This is a genomic window from Arthrobacter sp. 05L428 (assembly GCF_056397665.1).
The window spans coordinates 116,302-135,599 of record NZ_JBFTNW010000005.1 but is presented as its reverse complement, the minus strand read 5'-3'; the positions used below and the strand labels follow the sequence as shown (position 1 = coordinate 135,599).

Sequence of the window (19,298 nt, the reverse complement as noted above, 5' to 3'; positions counted from 1 at the left end):
TACCCTTGCCCGGATACCTCGGCTCGTTCCGCGCCGTTTCCTTTGCGCGCCGCACTAGGGAATTATGGGGCTATGACGCCAGCTGAGGACGCCACCCAACGACCCGACTCCGAGCTCCCCGGATATGCCGCGCCCAGGCTTTCCGCCCCTCCTGCCGGCCCCGCCGCCAGCGTAGCTGCCGGAGTGCCTGCCGGCCCGGTGCCGGGCGCTGCCCCGACGGCACCGCGGGCCCGCAGCGACCGGGAACTGGACGAGGACATCCCCTACGGCGTGCGGATTGCGGCGTCGTGGGCGTGGCGGATCGGCCTGATCCTGCTTGTCACCGGCGTGCTCGTCTGGCTGCTCAGCAAAATCAGCTTCCTCATCATCCCGGTGATGGTCGCCGCCCTGCTGGCCGGACTGCTCAGCCCGGTCACCCGCTGGCTGCGCAGGCGCCGGGTGCCCAACGGCGCCGCCGTCGCCATCACCCTGCTCGGCTTCATCGGGGTTATCGCCGGCGCGCTCGCCCTCGTCGGCCGCCAGCTCACCGCCGGCTTCGGCGAGCTCTGGAGCCAGGCGCTTACGGGCCTGCAACAGGTCCAGACCTGGCTGGCCGACGGCCCGCTGCACCTGACTGCCGCCCAGATCGACACCTACGTCAAGGAAGGAGCCGACGCGCTGCAGAAGAACAGCAGCAGCATCCTCAGCGGCGCGCTGACCTTCGGCAGCACCGCCGGGCATTTCGCCGCCGGGCTCCTGATTGCCTTGTTCGTCACGATCTTCTTCCTGCTCGAAGGCGAACGGATCTGGGGGTTCCTGGTCCGGCTGATGCCGCGGAAGGCCCGTCCGGCCGTCAACGGCGCCGGCCGGCGCGGCTGGACCTCAATGGTCAGCTACACCCGGATCCAGATGTTCGTGGCCTTCGTGGATGCCCTGGGGATCGGTGTCGGAGCAGCGATCATCGGCGTCCCGCTGGCCCTGCCGCTTGGCGTGCTGGTGTTCATCGGTTCGTTCATCCCGCTGGTCGGCGCACTCGTCACCGGCGCAGTAGCCGTGCTGCTGGCCCTTGTGGCCAACGGCCTGGTCAACGCCCTCATCATGGTCGGTATTGTGCTGCTGGTCCAGCAGCTGGAAGGCCATATCCTGCAGCCCCTGGTCATGGGCAAGGCCGTCTCGCTCCACCCGGTCGCCGTCATCCTGTCCGTCGCCGCGGGTTCCTACCTCGCCGGCATCCCGGGCGCCCTGTTCTCCGTGCCGATCCTCGCCGTAGCAAACTCGGCCATTCGGTACATTGCGGCCAGAACGTGGGAACATGATGGAGAGCTGGCAGCCGCAAGCCCGCAGGGAGCCCCTGCCCTTGCCGGCGCCGGCCAGGACCCGGGCTTCAGGGAGGTCCACCGCCCTGGCGCCGACGCCGGAACCCCTAAAGGAGACTAGTTCGTGAATACCCTCGAGAGCCTGCCCGTCACGTTGGACGATGTCCTGGAGGCGCAGAAGCTGCTCGACGGGATTATTACGCGGACCCCGGTGGAGTCCTCCCGGGCGCTGGGCAGCATCGCCGGCGGCGACGTCTACTTCAAGTGCGAGAACCTGCAGCGCGCCGGTTCCTTCAAGGTGCGCGGCGCCTACGTCCGGATGGCCAAGCTCTCCGCCGAGGAGAAGAAACGCGGCGTCGTCGCGGCCTCGGCCGGCAACCACGCCCAGGGCGTGGCCGTGGCGGCGAAGTCCCTCGGCATCAAGGCCCGCATCTACATGCCGCTCGGCGTCGCCCTGCCCAAGCTTGCCGCGACGCGCAGCCACGGCGCCGAGGTGGTGCTGCACGGCCACAACGTCGACGAGGCGCTGGCCGAGGCCAAGCGCTACGCGGACGAATCGGGCGCCGTCTTTGTGCACCCCTTCGACGACGTCGACGTCGTGGCCGGCCAGGGCACCGTGGGACTGGAAATCCTCGAGCAGATCCCGAACGTGGACACCATCCTGATGGGCGTCGGCGGCGGCGGCCTGCTGGCGGGCGTCGCGGTGGCAGTGAAGGCAAGGGCCAAGGAACTCGGCCGGGAGATCCGGATCATTGGCGTGCAGGCCGAAAACGCCGCCGCCTACCCGCCCTCACTCGCCGCCGACGCCCTCGTCCCGCTCAAGCGCGTCTCCACCATGGCGGACGGCATCGCCGTCGGCCGGCCGGGGCAGCTGCCCTTCAGCATCATCCGCGAGCTCGTCGACGACGTCGTCACCGTCAGCGAGGACGCGCTGGCCCGGGCGCTGATCTTCCTGCTGGAACGGGCCAAGATGGTGGTCGAACCGGCCGGCGCCGTGGGCGTGGCCGCCCTGATGGAAGGCAAGATCGAAAACCCCGGGACCACCGCCGTCGTGCTCTCCGGCGGCAACATCGATCCGATGCTCATGCTCAAGGTCATCCAGCGCGGCCTCTCCGCTGCCGGCCGCTACATGACCGTGCGGATGATGCTGGACGACCGGCCCGGCTCGCTCGCGACCATCGCCCGGATCATCGCCGAAAACGACGCGAACGTGACCGGGCTGGACCACACCCGGGTGGGCGGCTCGATCAGCATGGGCGACGTCTCCATCACCGTCAACCTGGAAACCAAGGGCCACGAGCACTGCGAGCAGGTCCTCGGCGCGCTCCGGGCCGAAGGATTCCAGCCGATCGTGGTGCACTAGGCGGCCGCCGTGCTAGAAGCGTCCAAGGCCGAGCGGCGGGATACCCCCGCTGCCCGGGCCCGGCTGGGCCTGCTGGTGGTGGGCTCCTTCGTGCTGTTGCTCTACGCGATCGAGATCGTCAACTCCCTGACGATGCATTCGCTGAACGCCACCTTCGGACTGCGCCCGCGCTCCGCCGACGGGCTGCTGGACATCCTGACCTTCCCGCTGCTGCACGCCAACCTGGCCCACCTGCTCTCCAACACCCTGCCGCTGATCATTTTCGGGTTCCTGGTGTTCCTGTCCGGCGTGCGGGTCTTCGCCACGGCGCTGGCCTCCAGCTGGCTCGGCTCGGGAGCGGCGGTGTGGCTGATCGGCGGGTTCAACATCACGGTGGGAGCGTCCGGGCTGGTCTTCGGGCTCTTCGCGTTCCTGCTGGTACGGGGCTTCTTCAACCGCCACTGGGGCCAGATCCTGCTCTCGCTGGTGCTCTTTTTGGCCTACGGCGGCATCCTCTTCGGCATGCTGCCCATCGTGGCGGGCTACGTCTCCTGGCAGGCGCACCTGGGCGGGGCCGCCGGCGGCGTCGTCGCGGCCCTGCTGCTGAGCCGGCGCCGGTAGTTAGAGACGATGCGGTAATTAAACGGCGACGCCGGCCCTTCCCGTTGCAGGGGAGGGCCGGCGTCGAGCACTGGTGCCGTTAGCCGACGTACGGCTTGGCGGAGATGATCTCCACCGTGATGTCCTTGCCGTTCGGGGCGGTGTAGCTGAGCTTGTCGCCTTCCTTGTGGCCGACGATGGCGGAACCCAGCGGGGACTTCTCGCTGAAGACGTCCAGCTCGGAGTCGCCGGCGATCTCGCGGGAGCCCAGCAGGAAGGTCTCTTCGTCCCCGGCGATCTTCGCCACGACGATCATGCCGGCCTCGACAATGCCGTCGTCGGCAGCGGCCTCGCCCACGTGTGCATCGCGGAGCAGCACGGTCAGCTGGCGGATGCGGGCCTCGATCTTGCCCTGCTCTTCCTTGGCCGCGTGGTAGCCGCCGTTCTCCTTGAGGTCGCCTTCCTGGCGGGCGGCTTCGATCTTCTGAACGATGTCTGCACGCCCGGCGCCGGAGAGGTGGTCCAGCTCTGCCTTCAGGCGGTCAAAAGCTTCCTGGGTAAGCCAAGCTGCAGTTGCGCTGTTGGTGGTCGACACGGACTTCTCCTTTTGATGGTCAAACAAGCTGGTCAAACAAGCAAAGACCCCGCCACGGTGGCCACTTATGGATCTCAGTAACCAGCTCAGCGGGGCAGGGGTATTGATCCATTGTAGTCAATGCTGTGGATAAACCCAAGAACCGCTGCGGCGCAGATCACACTGTGTTACGCCTTGAGCCCTGCCCGGGCCCGGGTTCCGGGCCCGATTCCTTCGGGATGCGGCTACTTCGAGGCGTCCGGAATCCAGCAGTTGTCCACGACGGCGGACACGGCCTGCGATTCGGTGCGGATGGTCACCCGGTGCACGGTGGTGCGGCCGCCGTCGGCGCCGGCATCGACGGCGTTGGGACCGACGTCGACGACCTTCCAGCCGACGACGGCGAACTTGGCATCCAGGGCCTTGACGGCGCACTTGGCGGCCGTGGCCGGATTCTTGGTGACCTGGAAATCCGCCTCGGCCACGGTGGCGTCGGGCGTGCTGTAGCCGATGTCCTTGAAGCTGACGGATTCGGTGGAGGCCGACGTCGAAACCCACGCCATGAAGCCGATTCCGGCCGCGAGGGCAGCGATCAGGATGTTGCGCTTGGTCCTGCCGCCCAGTGTGCGCTTTTGGCCGCCGTAGCGATTGGCTAGGCTGGTAGGTGCCGGCGCGGGCGCGGCAGGCTGCTCCTCGGAAGTCACCAGTCCAGTTTAGTGTGGATCGGGCAGGGGAATTTCCGCACCGCCGTTCCGCCCGCGCAGCACCGACCCCGCAGAAGAAAGAGGAGCCGTCCAACGATGACAGCGTCCCCCAGCCCGTCAGCCAAGCTTCGGCTGCTCGCCGTCCACGCGCACCCCGACGACGAGTCCAGCAAGGGCGCCGCGACGATGGCCATGTACGCCGCCTCTGGCGTCGAAGTCATGGTGGCCACCTGCACCGACGGCTCCCGCGGCGACATCCAGAACCCGGCGATGGAGAGTGCGCCGCACCCCAAACGGGACATGGCGGGCGCCCGCCGGCTGGAGATGGACAACGCGGCCAAGGTCCTCGGAATCCGCCAGCGCTGGCTGGGCTTCGTCGACTCCGGCCTGCCCGAAGGCGACCCGCTGCCTCCGCTTCCGGTCGGCTCGTTCGCCACGCTGCCGCTGGAGCGGGCCGCCGCCCCGCTGGTCCGTCTGGTCCGCCACTTCAAGCCGCAGGTCATCCTTAGCTACGACGAGAACGGCGGCTATCCGCACCCGGACCACATCATGGCGCACCGGGTCGCCGTCGAGGCCTTCGAAGCCGCCGGCGACCCGGCACGCTACCCCGGAACCGGCGAAGCCTGGGCACCCAGCAAGCTCTACTACGACCGTGCGTTCAGTCCCGAACGCTTCCGCGCCCTGCACTACGCTCTCGAGGAAGCCGGCCTGCAGTCGCCGTACGCCGAGCGGCTCGCGGCCTGGCTTGAGGCGGACGCGGAAGGGCACACCCCGCCCGCGCCCACGCACCCCACCACCACCCAGATCGAGTGCGGGGACTTCTTCGAGGCCCGCGACGACGCCCTGCGCTCGCACCGCACCCAGATCGATCCGGAGGGCTTCTTCTTCGCGGTGACGCCGGCAATGCAGCGGCAGACCTGGCCGTGGGAGGACTACTCGCTGATCCAGTCCCGGGTCCCCACCGACGTGCCCGAGACGGACTTCTTTGCCGGGCTAAGATAGTTCCAGCAGGGACTTCTATGCCGCGTAGAAGAGTGGTACCGGAAGACCCGCAAAAGACGTTCCCCACAGAAGGTTCCCACCGTGCATTCCTTGTTCATCGCCCTGGCGGCTTCCCCGGCACCGACACCGACGCCGTCGCTGCGCCCGGGACTCGACCAGGACCAGGTCACCCCGGGCCTGCTGGGTTTCCTGCTGACCGCGTTCATCGTGGTGCTAACGGCGCTGCTGATTGTGGACATGGTGCGCCGGATCCGTCGGGTCCGTTACCGGGCGCAGGTGGAGGAAGAGCGGGCCGCCGCCGAGGAAGCCGGACAGGTCCAGGCCGGGCAGCCCGGGGGTGGCAGCCTGGGGGGCTACCCGCAAACCGGCGACGGCGCGGACATCCGGCCGGAAGCCAACGGTGATGCAGGGTCCGGGAACCGCTGACCGCGGCGCCTCCGATGCCTCACCCTGGGCGGCCAACGCCCTGGGCGGGGAACCCTCCGCCTATCTCCGCCAGCACGCCGGCAACCCCGTGCACTGGCAACCCTTCGGCGACGAAGCGTTCGCGTTCGCCGCGGCCCGCGACGTTCCGGTGTTCCTGTCGATCGGCTACGCCGCCTGCCACTGGTGCCATGTCATGGCCGGCGAGTCCTTCGAAGACCAGGACACCGCCGACTTCCTGAACGCCAACTTCGTCCCCGTGAAGGTGGACCGGGAGGAACGCCCCGACGTCGACGCCGTCTACATGGCCGCCACGCAGGCCATCAGCGGCGAGGGCGGCTGGCCGATGTCAGTCTTCCTGCTGCCTGACGGCCGGGCCTTCCACGCCGGCACCTACTACCCGCCGCGGCCGATGCCCGGCAGGCCCTCCTTCCGCCAGGTGCTGGAAGCCGTCCGCGAGGCCTGGCTGGAACGCCGCGACGCCGTCGAGCAGAACGCCGCCACGCTGGCGCGCGGCATCGCCGCCGCGCAGTCCGCGTCCGCCGTCCGCTTGGACGCGCCCGCGGCCGTCCTCGACCCGGCCCTGATTTCCGCGGCGGTGCGCGCCCTGGCCCGCTCCGAAGATGCCGCGGGAGGCTTCGGCGCCGCGCCCAAATTCCCGCCGTCGGCCGTCCTGGAGTTCCTGATCCGGCACGCAGCCACGGCCTCCGACACTGCGGAGGCGGCCCGGGACGTGGCGGGCCGCACGCTCGCCGCGATGGCGCGTTCGGCACTGTTCGACCAGCTCGACGGCGGCTTTGCCCGCTACTCCGTGACGCGCGACTGGTCCGTGCCGCACTTCGAGAAGATGCTCTACGACAACGCCCAGTTACTTCGCGTCTACGTCCACTGGGCCCGTCTCGGCGGCACGGACGGGTACCCGGCCGCGGAGGCCGCCGCCGTCGCGGGCAGCACCGCGGACTGGATGCTCGACTCGCTGGGCCTGGCCGGTGCGGCGGCGCAAGCTAGCCAAGGCGGCGCCGAAGGCCCGGCGGCGCTTGCGTCGTCCCTCGATGCGGACACCGTGGTGGACGGGGTGCACTCCGAGGGCGCCAGCTATCTGTGGACCCCCGGAGAACTGGCGGAGCTGCTGGGGCCCGCGGACGGCGCCGCCGTGGCCCGGCTGATGCATGTCTCCGACGCAGGCACCGTGTCCGCAGCCGGGTCGCCGCTGCATCCCGGCCACGCGCTGGACGGCCCGGAAGGCGCGTTGTGGCAGCGGGTCCGGCCCGTGCTGCGGCTGGCCCGCGCGGCGCGGCCGCAGCCTGCCCGGGATGACAAGGTGGTGGCCGGCTGGAACGGGCTGGCCCTCGCGGCGTTGGCCGAGGCCAGTGCCGTGCTGGGCCGCCCCGAATTGCTTGGCGCGGCCGAGCGGATCGCCGGCTACCTGGAACGGGTGCACTGGACCCCGGGTCAGGGCGGGGAGCCCGGCCGGCTGCTCCGGGTGTCCCACGACGGGTCTGCCCGCGGGATCGGCGGCCTGCTGGAGGACTACGCCTTTTGCGTGGAGGGCCTGTTCGCGCTTTACGCCGTCTCCGGGCGGACGCGATGGTATGCCCTGGCCGAGGCCATCCTGGCGTCCGCCTGCACCCGGTTCGCGGCCGGTGGGGCGCTGCGAGACGCCGCCGGGGAATCAGCACAGGTCCTCAACGCCCAGGGGGGCCGGGCCGGAATGGATCCCTTCGACAACGCCACCCCCAGCGGTGCGGCCGCATTTGCCGGGGTCCTGCTGTCCTCTGCCGCGCTGTCCGGATCCTCGGAGCGCCGCGCCATGGCCGGAAACATCCTGTCCCTGCTGCCGCCGCTAGCCACCAACGCACCCCGGGTGGCCGGGTGGCTGCTGGCCACGGCGCGGGCCGCGCTGGCGGGCCCGGTGGAAGCCGCCGTCGTCGGGGCCGACACGCCGGAGCGGACGGCGCTGCACCGCGCGCTGCTGCTCTCGCCCAGCCCGGGACTGGTGATTGCGCTCCAGGACCCGGCAGGGGACGCCGGGGGCGGCCAGGTCCCCCTGCTCCGCGGCCGCACTGCGGGGCCGGGCGGGTCGCCGCAGGTCTACCTGTGCCGCGGCATGGTCTGCGACCTTCCGGCGGGTTCGGTCGCCGCGCTCCGTGCCCGGCTGGCTACCATGGCGGAATGACATTTGCCCCGGGGGACCCGGCTCCCTTTGACCTGGTGGTCTTTGACTGCGACGGCGTCCTGGTGGACTCGGAGGTGATCTCGGTCCAGGTGGACCAGCGGGTCCTGGCCGACCTTGGCTGGGAGCTGGAGATCGAGGAAATCGTGCGGCGCTTCGTCGGCCGGAGCGAGGCCAACTTCATCGCCACCGTCGAACGGGAACTGGGCATCGAACTGGCCGAAGGCTGGGACAGGACCTACCAGACGTGGTACCACGATGCCTTCGAACGCGAGCTCACCACCGTCGACGGCGTGGAGGAGGCCCTGGACCGGCTCCGGCTTCCGCACTGTGTTGCCTCCAGCGGCAGCCACGCGAAGATGCGGCGGACACTGGGCCGGACCGGGCTGCTAGACCGTTTTGCCGGCCGGATCTTCAGTGCCACGGAGGTGGCCAACGGCAAGCCGGCCCCGGATCTTTTCCTGCATGCGGCCGGGGTGCTCCGGACCGCGCCGGAGCGCTGCGCCGTCGTCGAAGACAGTGCCTACGGGGTGCAGGCGGCGCGGGCCGCGGGGATGCACGCGTTCGCCTATGCGGGCGGAGTGACCCCCGCGGAATGGCTCGCCGGCCCCGGCACCACGGTCTTCCACGACATGCGCCAGCTCCCGGAGTTGATTGCCGCGGGCCGGCCGGGCTGAGGGTGGCGCCGGCGCTGGATTTCCCCAACTTTGGAGTGGGCGCCCGGTGTGTCGGGCCGGAACCCCGGCGATTCCCGGCGTCTGGAATTCAAAGGCGGGGAGAATCCAGTCCGGCCGGCGGGCCGGCGGCCCGGCCGGGCTCAGCGGTCAGCCCAGGACGGCGATCGCGATCGCGATGTAGTGCGCGGCGAAGGCAAAGACCGTGAAGGCATGGAATAGCTCGTGGAAGCCGAAGTGCTCGTAGCTGAAATTCGGCTTCTTCAGCGCGTAGAACACGGCGCCGGCAATGTAGAGGGCGCCGCCCACGCAGATCAGCACGGCGGCAGGGGCGCTGGCGGCGAAGAAATCGGGCAGGTAGAACAAGGCCCCGCAACCCAGGGCGATGTAGATCGGCACGTAGAGCCAGCGCGGGGCGTGGGTCCAGAACAAGCGGAAGAGCACCCCGAGCACCGCGCCGGACCAAATCACCCACAGCAGCAGCACGGCCTTGGGCCGGTCCAGGAGCGCCCAAGCCAGCGGTGTGTAGCTGCCGGCGATCACCAGCATGATGTTCGTGTGGTCCAGCCGCTTCAGCACGATCTTGACCCCGGGGGACCAGTTCCCGCGGTGGTAGACAGCGCTGACGCCGAAGAGCAGCACCCCTGTGAAGGCATAGACCGCCGAGGCGGTCTTCAGCTCGGCGGTAGGGGCCAGAAGTACCAGCACCAGGCCTGCGGCAAAGGCCAGTGGCGCCGTGACGGTGTGGATCCAGCCGCGCCATTTCGGCTTGATCATCAGCAGCTCGGCGATCCTGACGGCGGCGTCGTCCACCGGGCTGCTTTCCCGGCCCTTGGGGCTGTTTTCGCTGTGCGCGGACCGCTCGGATCCGGGCTCCGGACTGGTGCTCTCCATGCGGCAATAATAACCTACGGTCCGGTAAGTTACCCGCGGGTAACAAGGTCCGCGGAGGAAAATCGCGACCGCGGTGTGCGCGGTACCTGCCCTCCGGCGGGTAGCCTAGGAATGCACTGACGTCAGACCTCAAGGAAGCCAGGTGAATCTCCGGATGGAACTGCCCGGGTTCCTGTATGGCTTCTACGAGCGCAGCCTCCAGCGGTCCCTTGACCCGGAGCGCGTCCCCAAGCACATCGGCGTCATGGTCGACGGCAACAGGCGCTGGGCCCGGCAGTTCAACGCCCCCACCAGCCAGGGCCACCAGGCCGGCGCGGACAAGATCCACGAATTCCTCGGCTGGTGCCAGGAGCTGGGGATCAAAGTCGTCACGCTCTACATGCTCTCCACGGACAACATGAACCGCTCCGGCGAAGAGCTGGACCTGCTGATGGGCATCATCGCCAACACCCTGGACCGCCTCGACGAAGACGCCGACATCTCGGTGCACGCCATGGGCGCCCCGGAACTGCTGCCGGACTACCTCGCCGAGCGGCTCAACAAGCTCACGGCCCGCACCCCCGTGCACGAAAAGATCCACGTCAATGTCGCCGTCGGCTACGGCGGCCGCCGGGAGATCGTCGACGCCGTCCGCGAACTGCTGCACGACGCCGTCGCCCGCGGCGCCGACATCGGCAAGCTGGCCGACGAACTCAGCGTCGACGACATCTCGCGTTTCCTCTACACCCGCGGCCAGCCCGACCCCGACCTCGTGATCCGCACCTCCGGGGAGCAGCGGCTGTCCGGCTTCCTGATGTGGCAAAGCGCCTACAGCGAGTTCTACTTCTGCGAGGCCCTGTGGCCGGCGTTCCGCAAGGTGGACTTCCTCCGCGCGCTGCGCGACTACGCCGGCCGGCAGCGCCGCTTCGGTTCCTGACACGGTTCATCCGGGCTTCACCTGATGTATTCAAGAATCGCCGAAAAATAGATCGGCAATGCGCGGGCCATGGACGTACGTTAATCCCATCAGCGGGCAAACCGCCGGCTGATCGGGGAGGCCAGTACATGGAGCGGAAGTTCGCACCGGATGTATGGGAGGCCGCGTCCGGCCTCGAGGCCGAGCCGCCTCACCAATAACAATTCCGGGCCAGCGGCCCGGGGCTGGAGTCGATGTGGCTATTTCTGCAGAACTGCCCGGCGTCATTTCCGACCAGGGCAAGAAAGCTGCCTCTCGCGCCAAGCGAGCCACTTCCAAGACCGGCGCAGCGCATTCCGACGCTGCGGCCGGTCTTGCTGTTTCCGGGGAAGGAACAGCAAGCCGGGAGGCCGCCCGAAGCTACGTGATCGACACCTCCGTGCTGCTTTCGGACCCGCGGGCGCTGCTGCGCTTCGCCGAGCATGAGGTGATCCTGCCGATCGTTGTCATCACCGAGCTTGAAGGCAAGCGGCACGACCCGGAACTGGGCTACTTCGCCCGCAAGGCGCTGCGCCTGCTCGACGACCTCCGGGTGGAGCACGGCGGCCTGGACCGCGCGATCCCGCTGGGCAACGACGGCGGCACCCTGATGGTCGAGATGAACCACATCTCTGCCGAGGTGCTCCCGGCCGGATTCCGCGGCGGCGACAACGACAGCCGGATCCTCGCCGTCGCCAAGAGCCTCGCCAACGAGGGCCGCGACGTGACCGTGGTGTCCAAGGACCTGCCGATGCGGGTCAAGGCCTCCGCCATGGGGCTGCTCGCCGACGAATACCGCAATGAGCTCGTCAAGGACTCCGGCTGGACCGGCATCGCCGAGATCGACGCCGCCGAGGACGAGCTGGCCACGCTCTACGGCCACGAACCGGTCTTCATCCCGGCCGCGGCCGAACTTCCGGTGAACACCGGCCTGGTGCTTCTCTCCAACCGCGGCTCCGCCCTGGGCCGGGTCGGAGCCGACAAGCAGGTCCGCCTGGTCAAGGGGGACCGGGACGTCTTTGGCCTGCACGGACGCTCGGCCGAGCAGCGGCTCGCGATCGACCTGCTGATGGACCCGTCCGTGGGCATCGTGTCCCTCGGCGGGCGGGCCGGCACCGGCAAGTCCGCGCTGGCCCTGTGCGCCGGCCTGGAAGCCGTCCTGGAACGGCGGGAGCACCGCAAGGTAATCGTGTTCCGGCCGCTCTACGCCGTCGGCGGCCAGGAACTCGGCTACCTGCCCGGCTCCGAGTCCGAGAAGATGAACCCCTGGGCGCAGGCCGTCTTCGACACCCTGGGCGCGTTGGTCAGCGAGGAAGTGGTGGAGGAGGTCATGGACCGCGGCATGCTCGAAGTCATGCCGCTCACGCACATCCGCGGGCGTTCACTCCACGACGCGTTCGTGATCGTGGACGAGGCGCAATCCCTCGAGAAGAACGTCCTGCTCACCGTGATGAGCCGGATCGGCCAGAACTCCAAAATCGTGCTGACCCACGACGTCGCCCAGCGCGACAACCTCCGGGTGGGACGGCACGACGGCGTGGCAGCCGTCGTCGAAACCCTCAAGGGCCACCCGCTCTTCGGCCACATCACCCTCACCCGTTCCGAGCGCTCGCCGATCGCTGCGTTGGTGACGGACATGCTCGAGGGGGCGGAGATCTAGCTCTGTCGATTTCAGCTCGCCTGGGTTTGGGGCCGTGGTCGGGTTCGCCCGCCACGGCCCTTTCGCCGTCGCTTAGACACGTCCCATCGGCCCCGACGGTCGCGGGCGACCTCTGGGGGGCCGATGTGCCGCGATGCGCGACTACGCGAAAGGCCCGCGGCGCGGCTGGCGAGCTTCCCATCTGCGCGGGGCCGCAAATTCGCCTCGGGTTATCCGATGCCCAGGAACTTCGCGGTGGGGTCGTGGCCTTGGACTTCCAGGGTCCAGTCGGGGCGTTTGAAGGTGGCGGGGGTGAGGCGGACCCGTTGGGAGTCCTGGAGTTCGCCGCCCCAGTTGGCGCGGGTGATGCCGTTGAGCTCGTAGCCGAGGGAGCGGGAGACGCCGAGCGACCGCTGGTTCCAGGCCGCCGCCTCGGATTCGGCGACTTCGGCGCCGAGCCAGTCAAAGGCGTAGAGGGCGACGGCGGCCCGCATTTCCTTGCCCAGTCCGCGGCCCTGGACGCTTTGTCGGAGCCAGGAGCCGGTGCTGACCGCCTTCAGGGTGGCGAAGTCTTTGGCTTCGACGTCCTGGCAGCCGACGAACTCGCCGTCGTGCCAGACGCCCAGCAGCAGGGTCCATTCCTGCGGGGACATATTCCCGCGGCAGCGCCAGTACCACTGCGCCATGTTCGGGCCGAGCTCCCGGGCCGGCATTTCCGCCCAAGGCCGGCTGAAGGGGCTGCGGCCTGGTTCGTGGACGCCGCTCAGGGCTGCCTGCACCGCGGCCGGGATGTCCTCGTCGCGGATGGGCCGGAGCGTGAGGCGGGGCGTGGCCAGCGAGAGGGCGAACGGGGGCCAGTAGGAGTCGGGCGCAGTCATCCCGGAAGCCTAACGGCGGGGCGCGGTGGCCGCCAGTCACACGCCGACCCCGGCGGGGAGCGGCACGGACACGGCAAAATCCAGTAGCATCCGAGGGTGATCCATCGACTCGGCGAACTTGGGGGTGCCGCCCCGCTGGCCTTCTGGCTGGCGCTGCTGGCGTGCGCGTACTTCGCCGTCATGGCCGCCCGGCTGACGGTCATCGACGTGCGGCACCACTTGCTGCCCAACCGGATCATCTTTCCCTCCTACGCGGTCGCGGGCGTGCTCCTGGTCGGCGCTGCCGCGGCGCAGGCGGTGGCGGGGGTCCCGGCCGCAGCGTCGGCGTCAGCGCAGGACGGCGGGGCCGGGCTGTTCGGCGTGCCGGGGCTCCGGGTCGTGGCCGGCGGGGCAGTCCTCTGGCTGTTCTATTTCATCCTGCGGGCCGTCTATCCGCCGGGGATGGGCTTTGGCGACGTCAAGCTCGCCGGCGTGCTGGGCATGTACCTCGGGTTCCTCGGCTGGGGGCAGGTCTTTGCCGGAACGTTTGCGGCGTTCCTGTTCGGCGGACTCTGGAGTATGGCGTTGCTCGTTTCGCGGCGCGGAACGCTGAAGTCGGACATTCCGTTCGGCCCCTTCATGTTGGCCGGGACTGCGGCCGCGATGCTGCTGCCCGGAGGTTAGGCTGGCGGGATGGCCACCCCTGAATTCATCCTGAAACTGCGTGAGAAGATCGGCCAGGAGCCCCTCTGGATTCCCGGCGCCTGCGCCGTGGTCTTCGACGACGCCGGCCGGGTCCTGCTCGGCCAGCGCGCCGACAATGGCCGGTGGGGCCTGATCACCGGGATCCTGGAACCGGGCGAGGAGCCCGCGCCGGGCCTGCTGCGCGAAGTCCTGGAGGAAACCGGCGTGGTGGCCGTTGCCGAGAGGCTGGTCTCGGTGGACGCCGTCGGTCCCACCACCTACCCGAATGGCGACGTCTGCCACTTCCTGACGCTGGTGTTCCGCTGCCGTTATGTCTCCGGGGAGGCGCGCGTCAACGACGACGAATCCCTCGCCGTGGGCTGGTTCCGGCCCGAAGAATTCCCCGAGCTGATGCCCGGGCATCTGGAATCGATCGAACAAGCCCGGGATCCGGACGGCGCGGCGCACTTCCGGAGCTGACGTAGGCCGGTCCGCCCGGCCGGACCGCGGACATGATTGTCACAGCCCGGCCATAGCCTGCTTCCATCCAGCTCTCCCAGCTGGCGACAGTGGCCCGGGCACGCCCGGGCCGGAAACGGGGAAGCATGACAGATTCAGCACTGACGCACGTTTATGTCCTCCTGGACCGCTCCGGTTCCATGAGCTCCATCGCCGATGACACCGTGGGAGGCTTCGCGGCTTTCGTCCGCGAGCAGCAGGCGGTGGCGGGACGATGCAAGCTTTCGCTGGCGCAGTTCGACGACGTCTACGAGCGGGTCTACGCCGCGGTGGACATCCGGGACGTTCCGCCGCTGGTGCTCCAGCCGCGCGGCAGCACGGCCCTGCACGACGCCATGGTCCGGCTGATCGGGGAGGCCGGCGCTGAGCTGGCGGCGCTGCCCGAACCGGAGCGCCCGGGCACCGTGCTCGTGGCGGTGCTCACCGACGGCCACGAAAATGCCTCACGCGAGGCCAGCGGTGCCATGGTCAAGGCCCTGGTCGAACGCCAGCAGCACCAGTGGGGCTGGCAGTTCACCTACCTTGGAGCCAACCAGGACGCCGTCCTGACGGCGCACGGGCTGGGCATCCGGGCCGAGGACGCCCTGACGTACGCGGCCGGCAACGTGGACGCCGCCTTCTCCGGCCAGTCCGCCAAGACCCGGCGGCTCCGGGAAGCCCGCATGGCGGGTGCCAGCCTGGACGAAGCCGCTGCCTACTCTGCCTACACCGCGGAGGAACGCCGCGCCGCGGGAGGAGAGGTGCCGCTGGAGTAGCACCGCCCGCCTTTTGGATGAGCGCCGTGCCGGCTAAACGCACGACGGCGGCCGGCGCCTTCCGCTGGGAAGGTGCCGGCCGCCGTCGGACGCTACGGGCCGCGGAGCCTGGCGACTAGGCCTTGTGCGGCGGACGCGTCATGGACATGACGTCCAGGGCGGTGTCGAGCTGCTCTTCGGTCAGCTCGCCGCGCTCCAGGAAGCCCATGGCCACGACGGTCTCGCGGATGGTCAGGCCCTCGGCGACTGCCTTCTTGGCGATCTTGGCGGCGTTCTCGTAGCCGATGAACTTGTTCAGCGGCGTGACAATGGACGGCGAGGCTTCGGCGAGGAAGCGGGCGCGCTCCACGTTGGCGGTGATGCCATCGATCATCTTGTCCGCCATGACGCGGCTGGTGTTGGCCAGCAGGCGCACGGATTCGAGCAGGTTGGCGGCCATCACGGGGATGCCGACGTTCAGTTCGAAGGCGCCGTTGGTGCCGGACCAGGCGATGGCGGTGTCATTGCCGATGACCTGGGCGCAGACCATGATGGAGGCCTCGCAGATGACCGGGTTGACCTTGCCGGGCATGATCGAGGAGCCGGGCTGCAGGTCCGGGATCGCGATTTCGCCGAGGCCGGTGTTGGGGCCGGAGCCCATCCAGCGGAGGTCGTTGTTGATCTTCATGAAGGAGATCGCGATGTTGCGCAGCTGGCTGGACGCTTCGATCAGGCCGTCGCGGTTTGCCTGGGCCTCGAAGTGGTCGCGGGCCTCGGTCAGCGGCAGGCCGGTGTCGGCGGCGAGGAGTTCGATGACGCGCTCCGGGAAGCCTGCCGGGGTGTTGATGCCGGTGCCGACGGCGGTGCCGCCCAGCGGGACCTCGGCGACGCGGGGGAGGGAGGCGTTGATGCGTTCGATGCCGTAGCGGACCTGCGCGGCGTAGCCGCCGAACTCCTGGCCGAGGGTGACGGGGGTGGCGTCCATGAGGTGCGTGCGGCCGGACTTCACCACGTCCTTGAACTCGACGGCCTTGCGGTCCAGCGAGTCGGCGAGGTAGCCCAGCGCCGGGATCAGGTCGTTGATCAGCGCCGAGGTGGCAGCCACGTGGACCGAGGTCGGGAAGACATCGTTGGAGGACTGCGAGGCGTTGACGTGGTCGTTCGGGTGAACCACCTTGTCGCTGCCGGCTGCCTTGAGCGCGCGGGACGCCAGCTCGGCGATGACCTCGTTGGTGTTCATGTTCGAGGAGGTTCCGGAACCGGTCTGGAAGACGTCGATCGGGAAGTCGCCGTCGTACTTGCCGGCGGCAACCTCATCGGCGGCGTCCGCAATCGCCTGGGCAAGCTCGCCGTCGAGCACTCCCAGCTCTGCGTTCGCCTGGGCTGCAGCCTTCTTGACACGGGCGAGGGCCTCGATGTGGGCGCGCTCCAAGGTCTTGCCGGAGATCGGGAAGTTCTCGACCGCGCGCTGCGTCTGTGCCCGGTACAGGGCGTTCACGGGAACGCGGACTTCGCCCATCGTGTCGTGTTCAATGCGGAATTCTTCAGTGTTCAAGTCTGCTGTGGAAGTCATGGGCCTAGCTTATTCCGCCCAAGCGTCGCACCGAAAACCATGAACCGGCACTGAAACGAGGCTCCTAGAGCTCACCGATCCCGGAGACGAGGTCTGCCCGGCCCTCGGCGAGGCTGTACGCAAGCCCGATCACGGCGGCACGGCCGCTTCCGACGGCGTCGGAAATCACCCGGGAGCTGTCCACCAGGCGCTGCGAGGTCTGCTTGACGTTCTCCACCACCATGTCGTTGACCTCGTGCTGGTCGTTGCGCAGCGAGGTCAGCACCGACGGCGTGATCCGTTCGACCAGGCTCCGCATGAAACCAACCGGCATCTGGCCGGTCTCCACGGCGTCCTTGGTGGCGATGACGGCACCGCAGCTGTCGTGGCCAAGGACCACGATCAGCGGCACACCGAGCACGCTGATGCTGTATTCGAGCGAGCCGAGCACGGCGTCGTCGATCACCTGGCCCGCGGTCCGGACGACGAACGCGTCGCCGAGGCCCAGGTCGAAGATGATTTCGGCGGCCAGGCGCGAGTCGGCGCAGCCGAAGATGACGGCGAACGGATGCTGGTTCTCCACCAGGGAGGACCGCCGCGAGGCGTCCTGGTTCGGGTGCGAGGATTCGCCGGCGACGAAACGGTCATTGCCTTCGCGCAGGCGGCGCCAGGCGAGGGCGGGAGTCAGGTAAGTAGCCACGGCCCTACCTTACGACGCCGGGGTGGCCGAGGGGGAAACCGTGGCTGCCGCGTTACCTTCCAGCGACTTAACAACCGCCGCGGCGAGCACCGAGAATTCTTCCAGCTGCGCGGGCCCGGTCAGGATCACTGTGGTCCCGCGGTAATCGAGCACCATGGACTTCTCGCCCTTGCCGGTGTCGCGCAGCTGCCAGTCGCGGCCGCCGGCGGTCCGCGTCCCGGTCACCGGCGCGTTTTTCGTCTGCTGCAGCAGCCAGGTCGGGTTGGCCTGCCGGGTCTGAACCAGCCCGATGAAGGACTCCTTGGGCGTCAGGTAGCCGACCTCCCAGGTGGCCACGCCACTGCCGGAACCGGACTCCCAGCGGGCGTAGTTCGAGCGGAATGTGTCGCCGGTTTCCGGGGTTACCGGTGTGAATCCCGCCACACCCGCGGCGTTTTGCGCGATGGCGCTGACGTTGATGTCCGGACGGTACCCATCGCTCTTGGGCGAAGGGTTCATCAAGACCACCGGCAGGAACGCGCCAATGCTGAGGGCCAGCGCGATGATCATGCCGATCACCGAGGCGTTGGCCCGCTTTGCCGCTGCGGCGCGGATGACGGGCTTGACGGGCTGTTCGCCGGCGGCGCTTTCGCCGTCCGGCGTTGCACCAACGGAGGGCGATCCGGGGGCCTCGGGCGACGTGTCCTGCAATTCATTCACCCCTCTATAGTCGCCCATTCCGGACCGATCTCACATTCGGCGGGAGGGCGCCTGCCGAATCCGGGCAGGTTCACGGTTTGGTCATTCCATGACCGATGGAGGCCGCCGCGACTATGATCAGTACCAGACGAATCACCGCGGTGGCCGGAGACCGGATGCCGCGGGTTCAATGATCGCCACTCGAAGAAGAGGTTCACGTGTCACCAGCGTCCATGACCCAGAAGTACTCCACGCTTTCCCCGTCGCTCGCCGTCGGCATCGACGAGCCTGACCGCAACCTTGCCTTGGAGCTGGTCCGCGTCACGGAGGCCGCGGCCATCGCCGGCGGCCACTGGGTCGGTTTTGGCGACAAGAACAAGGCCGACGGCGCCGCCGTCGACGCCATGCGCTCCTTCCTGCAGACCGTCCACTTCAACGGCGTCGTGGTCATCGGTGAGGGCGAAAAAGACGAAGCCCCGATGCTGTTCAACGGCGAGCGTGTCGGCGACGGCACCGGCCCCGAGTGCGACGTCGCCGTCGACCCGATCGACGGAACCCGGCTGACCGCCCTCGGCATCAACAACGCCCTGGCCGTCCTGGCCGTGGCCGAGCGCGGCTCCATGTTCGACCCCTCCGCCGTGTTCTACATGGAGAAGCTCGTCACCGGTCCGGAAGCCGCCGACATGGTGGACCTGCGCCTGCCGGTGAAGCAGAACCTGCATCTGATCGCCAAGGCCAAGGGCGTCAAGGTCAACCAGCTCAACGTGATGATCCTGGACCGGGACCGGCACCGCCCGCTGGTCGAGGAAATCCGCGAGGCCGGCGCCCGCACGAAGTTCATCATGGACGGCGACGTCGCCGGCGCCATCGCCGCGGCCCGTGCCGGTACCGGCGTCGACGCCCTGATGGGCATCGGCGGAACGCCGGAAGGGATCGTCGCCGCCTGCGCCATCAAGTCCCTCGGCGGCGTCATCCAGGGCCGGCTCTGGCCCACCAGCGACGAAGAGAAGCAAAAGGCCATCGACGCCGGACATGACCTGGACCGGGTGCTCTCCACCAACGACCTGGTCTCCAGCGACAACTGCTACTTCGCGGCTACCGGCATCACCGACGGCGACCTGCTCAAGGGTGTCCGCTACTCCAAGGACAAGGTCCTCACCCAGTCCATCGTGATGCGCTCCAAGTCGGGCACCATCCGCTTCGTGGACGGCGAGCACCAGGCCAGCAAGTGGGAAGGCTACGCCCGCAAGAGCTAGCACCAGCGGCACTCAAGAGATCCCGGGACGCGCCCTGCGTCCCGGGATCTCTTATTTGTGCGGC

General features: G+C 68.8%; 20 protein-coding genes. 13 read left to right on the top strand and 7 right to left on the bottom strand.

Annotated features, from left to right (window positions below):
- Window positions 1-72: 72 nt before the first annotated feature.
- From AC1DH3_RS11465 to AC1DH3_RS11455, 3 genes are read left to right on the top strand one after another with little or no spacing between them, the layout of a single operon-like run.
- Window positions 73-1,416 carry an AI-2E family transporter gene (locus tag AC1DH3_RS11465; protein ID WP_476909358.1) on the top strand — a complete coding sequence of 448 codons (1,344 nt, stop codon included), beginning with the start codon at window positions 73-75 and terminating at the stop codon, window positions 1,414-1,416.
- A 3-nt stretch (window positions 1,417-1,419) separates the two neighbouring features.
- Entirely contained in the window at window positions 1,420-2,658 is a 1,239-nt protein-coding gene (ilvA, locus tag AC1DH3_RS11460) for a threonine ammonia-lyase (RefSeq protein WP_441418489.1), read from the top strand.
- 9 nt (window positions 2,659-2,667) lie between these two features.
- Complete coding sequence (locus tag AC1DH3_RS11455; protein WP_441418488.1) at window positions 2,668-3,258, top strand: rhomboid family intramembrane serine protease; 591 nt, start codon at window positions 2,668-2,670, stop codon at window positions 3,256-3,258.
- 79 nt (window positions 3,259-3,337) lie between these two features.
- On the opposite strand, the gene greA is transcribed toward AC1DH3_RS11455, so the two are convergent.
- Both greA and AC1DH3_RS11445 read right to left on the bottom strand, forming a co-directional pair.
- The gene (gene greA / locus AC1DH3_RS11450; protein WP_138769984.1) at window positions 3,338-3,832 is read right to left on the bottom strand and encodes a transcription elongation factor GreA; all 495 of its coding nucleotides are present in this window, start codon (window positions 3,830-3,832) and stop codon (window positions 3,338-3,340) included.
- Between the two features lie 224 nt (window positions 3,833-4,056).
- Window positions 4,057-4,515 carry a DUF4307 domain-containing protein gene (locus AC1DH3_RS11445; protein ID WP_476893258.1) on the bottom strand — a complete coding sequence of 153 codons (459 nt, stop codon included), beginning with the start codon at window positions 4,513-4,515 and terminating at the stop codon, window positions 4,057-4,059.
- Between the two features lie 96 nt (window positions 4,516-4,611).
- Between AC1DH3_RS11445 and mca the strand changes: the two genes are divergently transcribed.
- From mca to AC1DH3_RS11425, 4 genes are all read left to right on the top strand, one after another.
- On the top strand, window positions 4,612-5,517 hold the full coding sequence (mca, locus tag AC1DH3_RS11440) for a mycothiol conjugate amidase Mca (RefSeq protein ID WP_441418486.1): 906 nt from the start codon (window positions 4,612-4,614) through the stop codon (window positions 5,515-5,517).
- A gap of 81 nt (window positions 5,518-5,598) precedes the next feature.
- Complete coding sequence (locus AC1DH3_RS11435) at window positions 5,599-5,943, top strand: hypothetical protein (RefSeq protein ID WP_476893257.1); 345 nt, start codon at window positions 5,599-5,601, stop codon at window positions 5,941-5,943.
- Window positions 5,921-8,116 carry a thioredoxin domain-containing protein gene (locus AC1DH3_RS11430; RefSeq protein WP_476909357.1) on the top strand — a complete coding sequence of 732 codons (2,196 nt, stop codon included), beginning with the start codon at window positions 5,921-5,923 and terminating at the stop codon, window positions 8,114-8,116. The genes AC1DH3_RS11435 and AC1DH3_RS11430 overlap by 23 nt, the downstream gene beginning before the upstream one ends.
- A complete protein-coding gene (locus AC1DH3_RS11425) occupies window positions 8,113-8,790 on the top strand; it encodes an HAD family hydrolase (protein ID WP_476909356.1) in 678 nt (225 codons plus the stop codon). Before AC1DH3_RS11430 ends, AC1DH3_RS11425 begins: the two co-directional genes overlap by 4 nt.
- Before the next feature lie 147 nt (window positions 8,791-8,937).
- Here the strand turns inward: AC1DH3_RS11425 and trhA are convergent, their stop codons facing one another.
- Window positions 8,938-9,579: a PAQR family membrane homeostasis protein TrhA gene (trhA, locus tag AC1DH3_RS11420; RefSeq protein ID WP_441418569.1), complete on the bottom strand. Its 642-nt coding sequence runs from the start codon at window positions 9,577-9,579 to the stop codon at window positions 8,938-8,940.
- Window positions 9,580-9,835: 256 nt separating this feature from the next.
- Here trhA and AC1DH3_RS11415 point away from each other — a divergent pair, with 256 nt between their 5' ends.
- Together AC1DH3_RS11415 and AC1DH3_RS11410 are read left to right on the top strand one after the other, a co-directional pair.
- The gene (locus AC1DH3_RS11415) at window positions 9,836-10,597 is read left to right on the top strand and encodes an isoprenyl transferase (protein ID WP_346959534.1); all 762 of its coding nucleotides are present in this window, start codon (window positions 9,836-9,838) and stop codon (window positions 10,595-10,597) included.
- Between the two features lie 235 nt (window positions 10,598-10,832).
- Window positions 10,833-12,275, top strand: coding sequence for a PhoH family protein (locus AC1DH3_RS11410; RefSeq protein ID WP_441418482.1), 1,443 nt, complete (start codon window positions 10,833-10,835; stop codon window positions 12,273-12,275).
- A 209-nt stretch (window positions 12,276-12,484) separates the two neighbouring features.
- Here the strand turns inward: AC1DH3_RS11410 and AC1DH3_RS11405 are convergent, their stop codons facing one another.
- Window positions 12,485-13,132, bottom strand: a complete 648-nt coding sequence (locus AC1DH3_RS11405; RefSeq protein ID WP_476909355.1) for a GNAT family N-acetyltransferase — start codon at window positions 13,130-13,132, stop codon at window positions 12,485-12,487.
- Between the two features lie 96 nt (window positions 13,133-13,228).
- Between AC1DH3_RS11405 and AC1DH3_RS11400 the strand changes: the two genes are divergently transcribed.
- The 3 genes from AC1DH3_RS11400 to AC1DH3_RS11390 all read left to right on the top strand — a co-directional run bounded on the left by AC1DH3_RS11400 (window position 13,229) and on the right by AC1DH3_RS11390 (window position 15,069).
- On the top strand, window positions 13,229-13,795 hold the full coding sequence (locus AC1DH3_RS11400; RefSeq protein ID WP_476909354.1) for a prepilin peptidase: 567 nt from the start codon (window positions 13,229-13,231) through the stop codon (window positions 13,793-13,795).
- Between the two features lie 9 nt (window positions 13,796-13,804).
- Window positions 13,805-14,275, top strand: a complete 471-nt coding sequence (locus tag AC1DH3_RS11395) for an NUDIX hydrolase (protein ID WP_441418479.1) — start codon at window positions 13,805-13,807, stop codon at window positions 14,273-14,275.
- Window positions 14,276-14,400: 125 nt separating this feature from the next.
- Window positions 14,401-15,069 (top strand): VWA domain-containing protein, encoded by a 669-nt coding sequence (locus AC1DH3_RS11390; protein WP_476909353.1) that lies wholly within the window; start codon window positions 14,401-14,403, stop codon window positions 15,067-15,069.
- A gap of 115 nt (window positions 15,070-15,184) precedes the next feature.
- Here AC1DH3_RS11390 and AC1DH3_RS11385 read toward each other — a convergent pair whose 3' ends face one another.
- The 3 genes from AC1DH3_RS11385 to AC1DH3_RS11375 form a co-directional block, all read right to left on the bottom strand.
- Window positions 15,185-16,621: a class II fumarate hydratase gene (locus AC1DH3_RS11385; protein ID WP_476909352.1), complete on the bottom strand. Its 1,437-nt coding sequence runs from the start codon at window positions 16,619-16,621 to the stop codon at window positions 15,185-15,187.
- A 64-nt stretch (window positions 16,622-16,685) separates the two neighbouring features.
- On the bottom strand, window positions 16,686-17,300 hold the full coding sequence (locus AC1DH3_RS11380; RefSeq protein ID WP_441418476.1) for a carbonic anhydrase: 615 nt from the start codon (window positions 17,298-17,300) through the stop codon (window positions 16,686-16,688).
- A gap of 9 nt (window positions 17,301-17,309) precedes the next feature.
- On the bottom strand, window positions 17,310-17,990 hold the full coding sequence (locus AC1DH3_RS11375; protein WP_476893292.1) for a DUF4245 domain-containing protein: 681 nt from the start codon (window positions 17,988-17,990) through the stop codon (window positions 17,310-17,312).
- A 221-nt stretch (window positions 17,991-18,211) separates the two neighbouring features.
- Here AC1DH3_RS11375 and glpX point away from each other — a divergent pair, with 221 nt between their 5' ends.
- The gene (gene glpX, locus AC1DH3_RS11370) at window positions 18,212-19,234 is read left to right on the top strand and encodes a class II fructose-bisphosphatase (RefSeq protein WP_175322845.1); all 1,023 of its coding nucleotides are present in this window, start codon (window positions 18,212-18,214) and stop codon (window positions 19,232-19,234) included.
- The last annotated feature ends 64 nt before the right edge of the window (window positions 19,235-19,298 follow it).

Bases quoted from the DNA above. Each gene is read 5' to 3' on its own strand.
- AC1DH3_RS11415 (WP_346959534.1), top strand. From the start codon at position 9,836: ATGGAACTGCCCGGGTTCCTGTATGGCTTCTACGAGCGCAGCCTCCAG.
- AC1DH3_RS11425 (WP_476909356.1), top strand. From the start codon at position 8,113: ATGACATTTGCCCCGGGGGACCCGGCTCCCTTTGACCTGGTGGTCTTT.
- AC1DH3_RS11465 (WP_476909358.1), top strand. From the start codon at position 73: ATGACGCCAGCTGAGGACGCCACCCAACGACCCGACTCCGAGCTCCCC.
- AC1DH3_RS11405 (WP_476909355.1), bottom strand. From the start codon at position 13,132: ATGACTGCGCCCGACTCCTACTGGCCCCCGTTCGCCCTCTCGCTGGCC.
- mca (WP_441418486.1), top strand. From the start codon at position 4,612: ATGACAGCGTCCCCCAGCCCGTCAGCCAAGCTTCGGCTGCTCGCCGTC.
- AC1DH3_RS11390 (WP_476909353.1), top strand. From the start codon at position 14,401: ATGACAGATTCAGCACTGACGCACGTTTATGTCCTCCTGGACCGCTCC.
- AC1DH3_RS11395 (WP_441418479.1), top strand. From the start codon at position 13,805: ATGGCCACCCCTGAATTCATCCTGAAACTGCGTGAGAAGATCGGCCAG.
- AC1DH3_RS11385 (WP_476909352.1), bottom strand. From the start codon at position 16,621: ATGACTTCCACAGCAGACTTGAACACTGAAGAATTCCGCATTGAACAC.
- AC1DH3_RS11430 (WP_476909357.1), top strand. From the start codon at position 5,921: ATGCAGGGTCCGGGAACCGCTGACCGCGGCGCCTCCGATGCCTCACCC.
- glpX (WP_175322845.1), top strand. From the start codon at position 18,212: ATGACCCAGAAGTACTCCACGCTTTCCCCGTCGCTCGCCGTCGGCATC.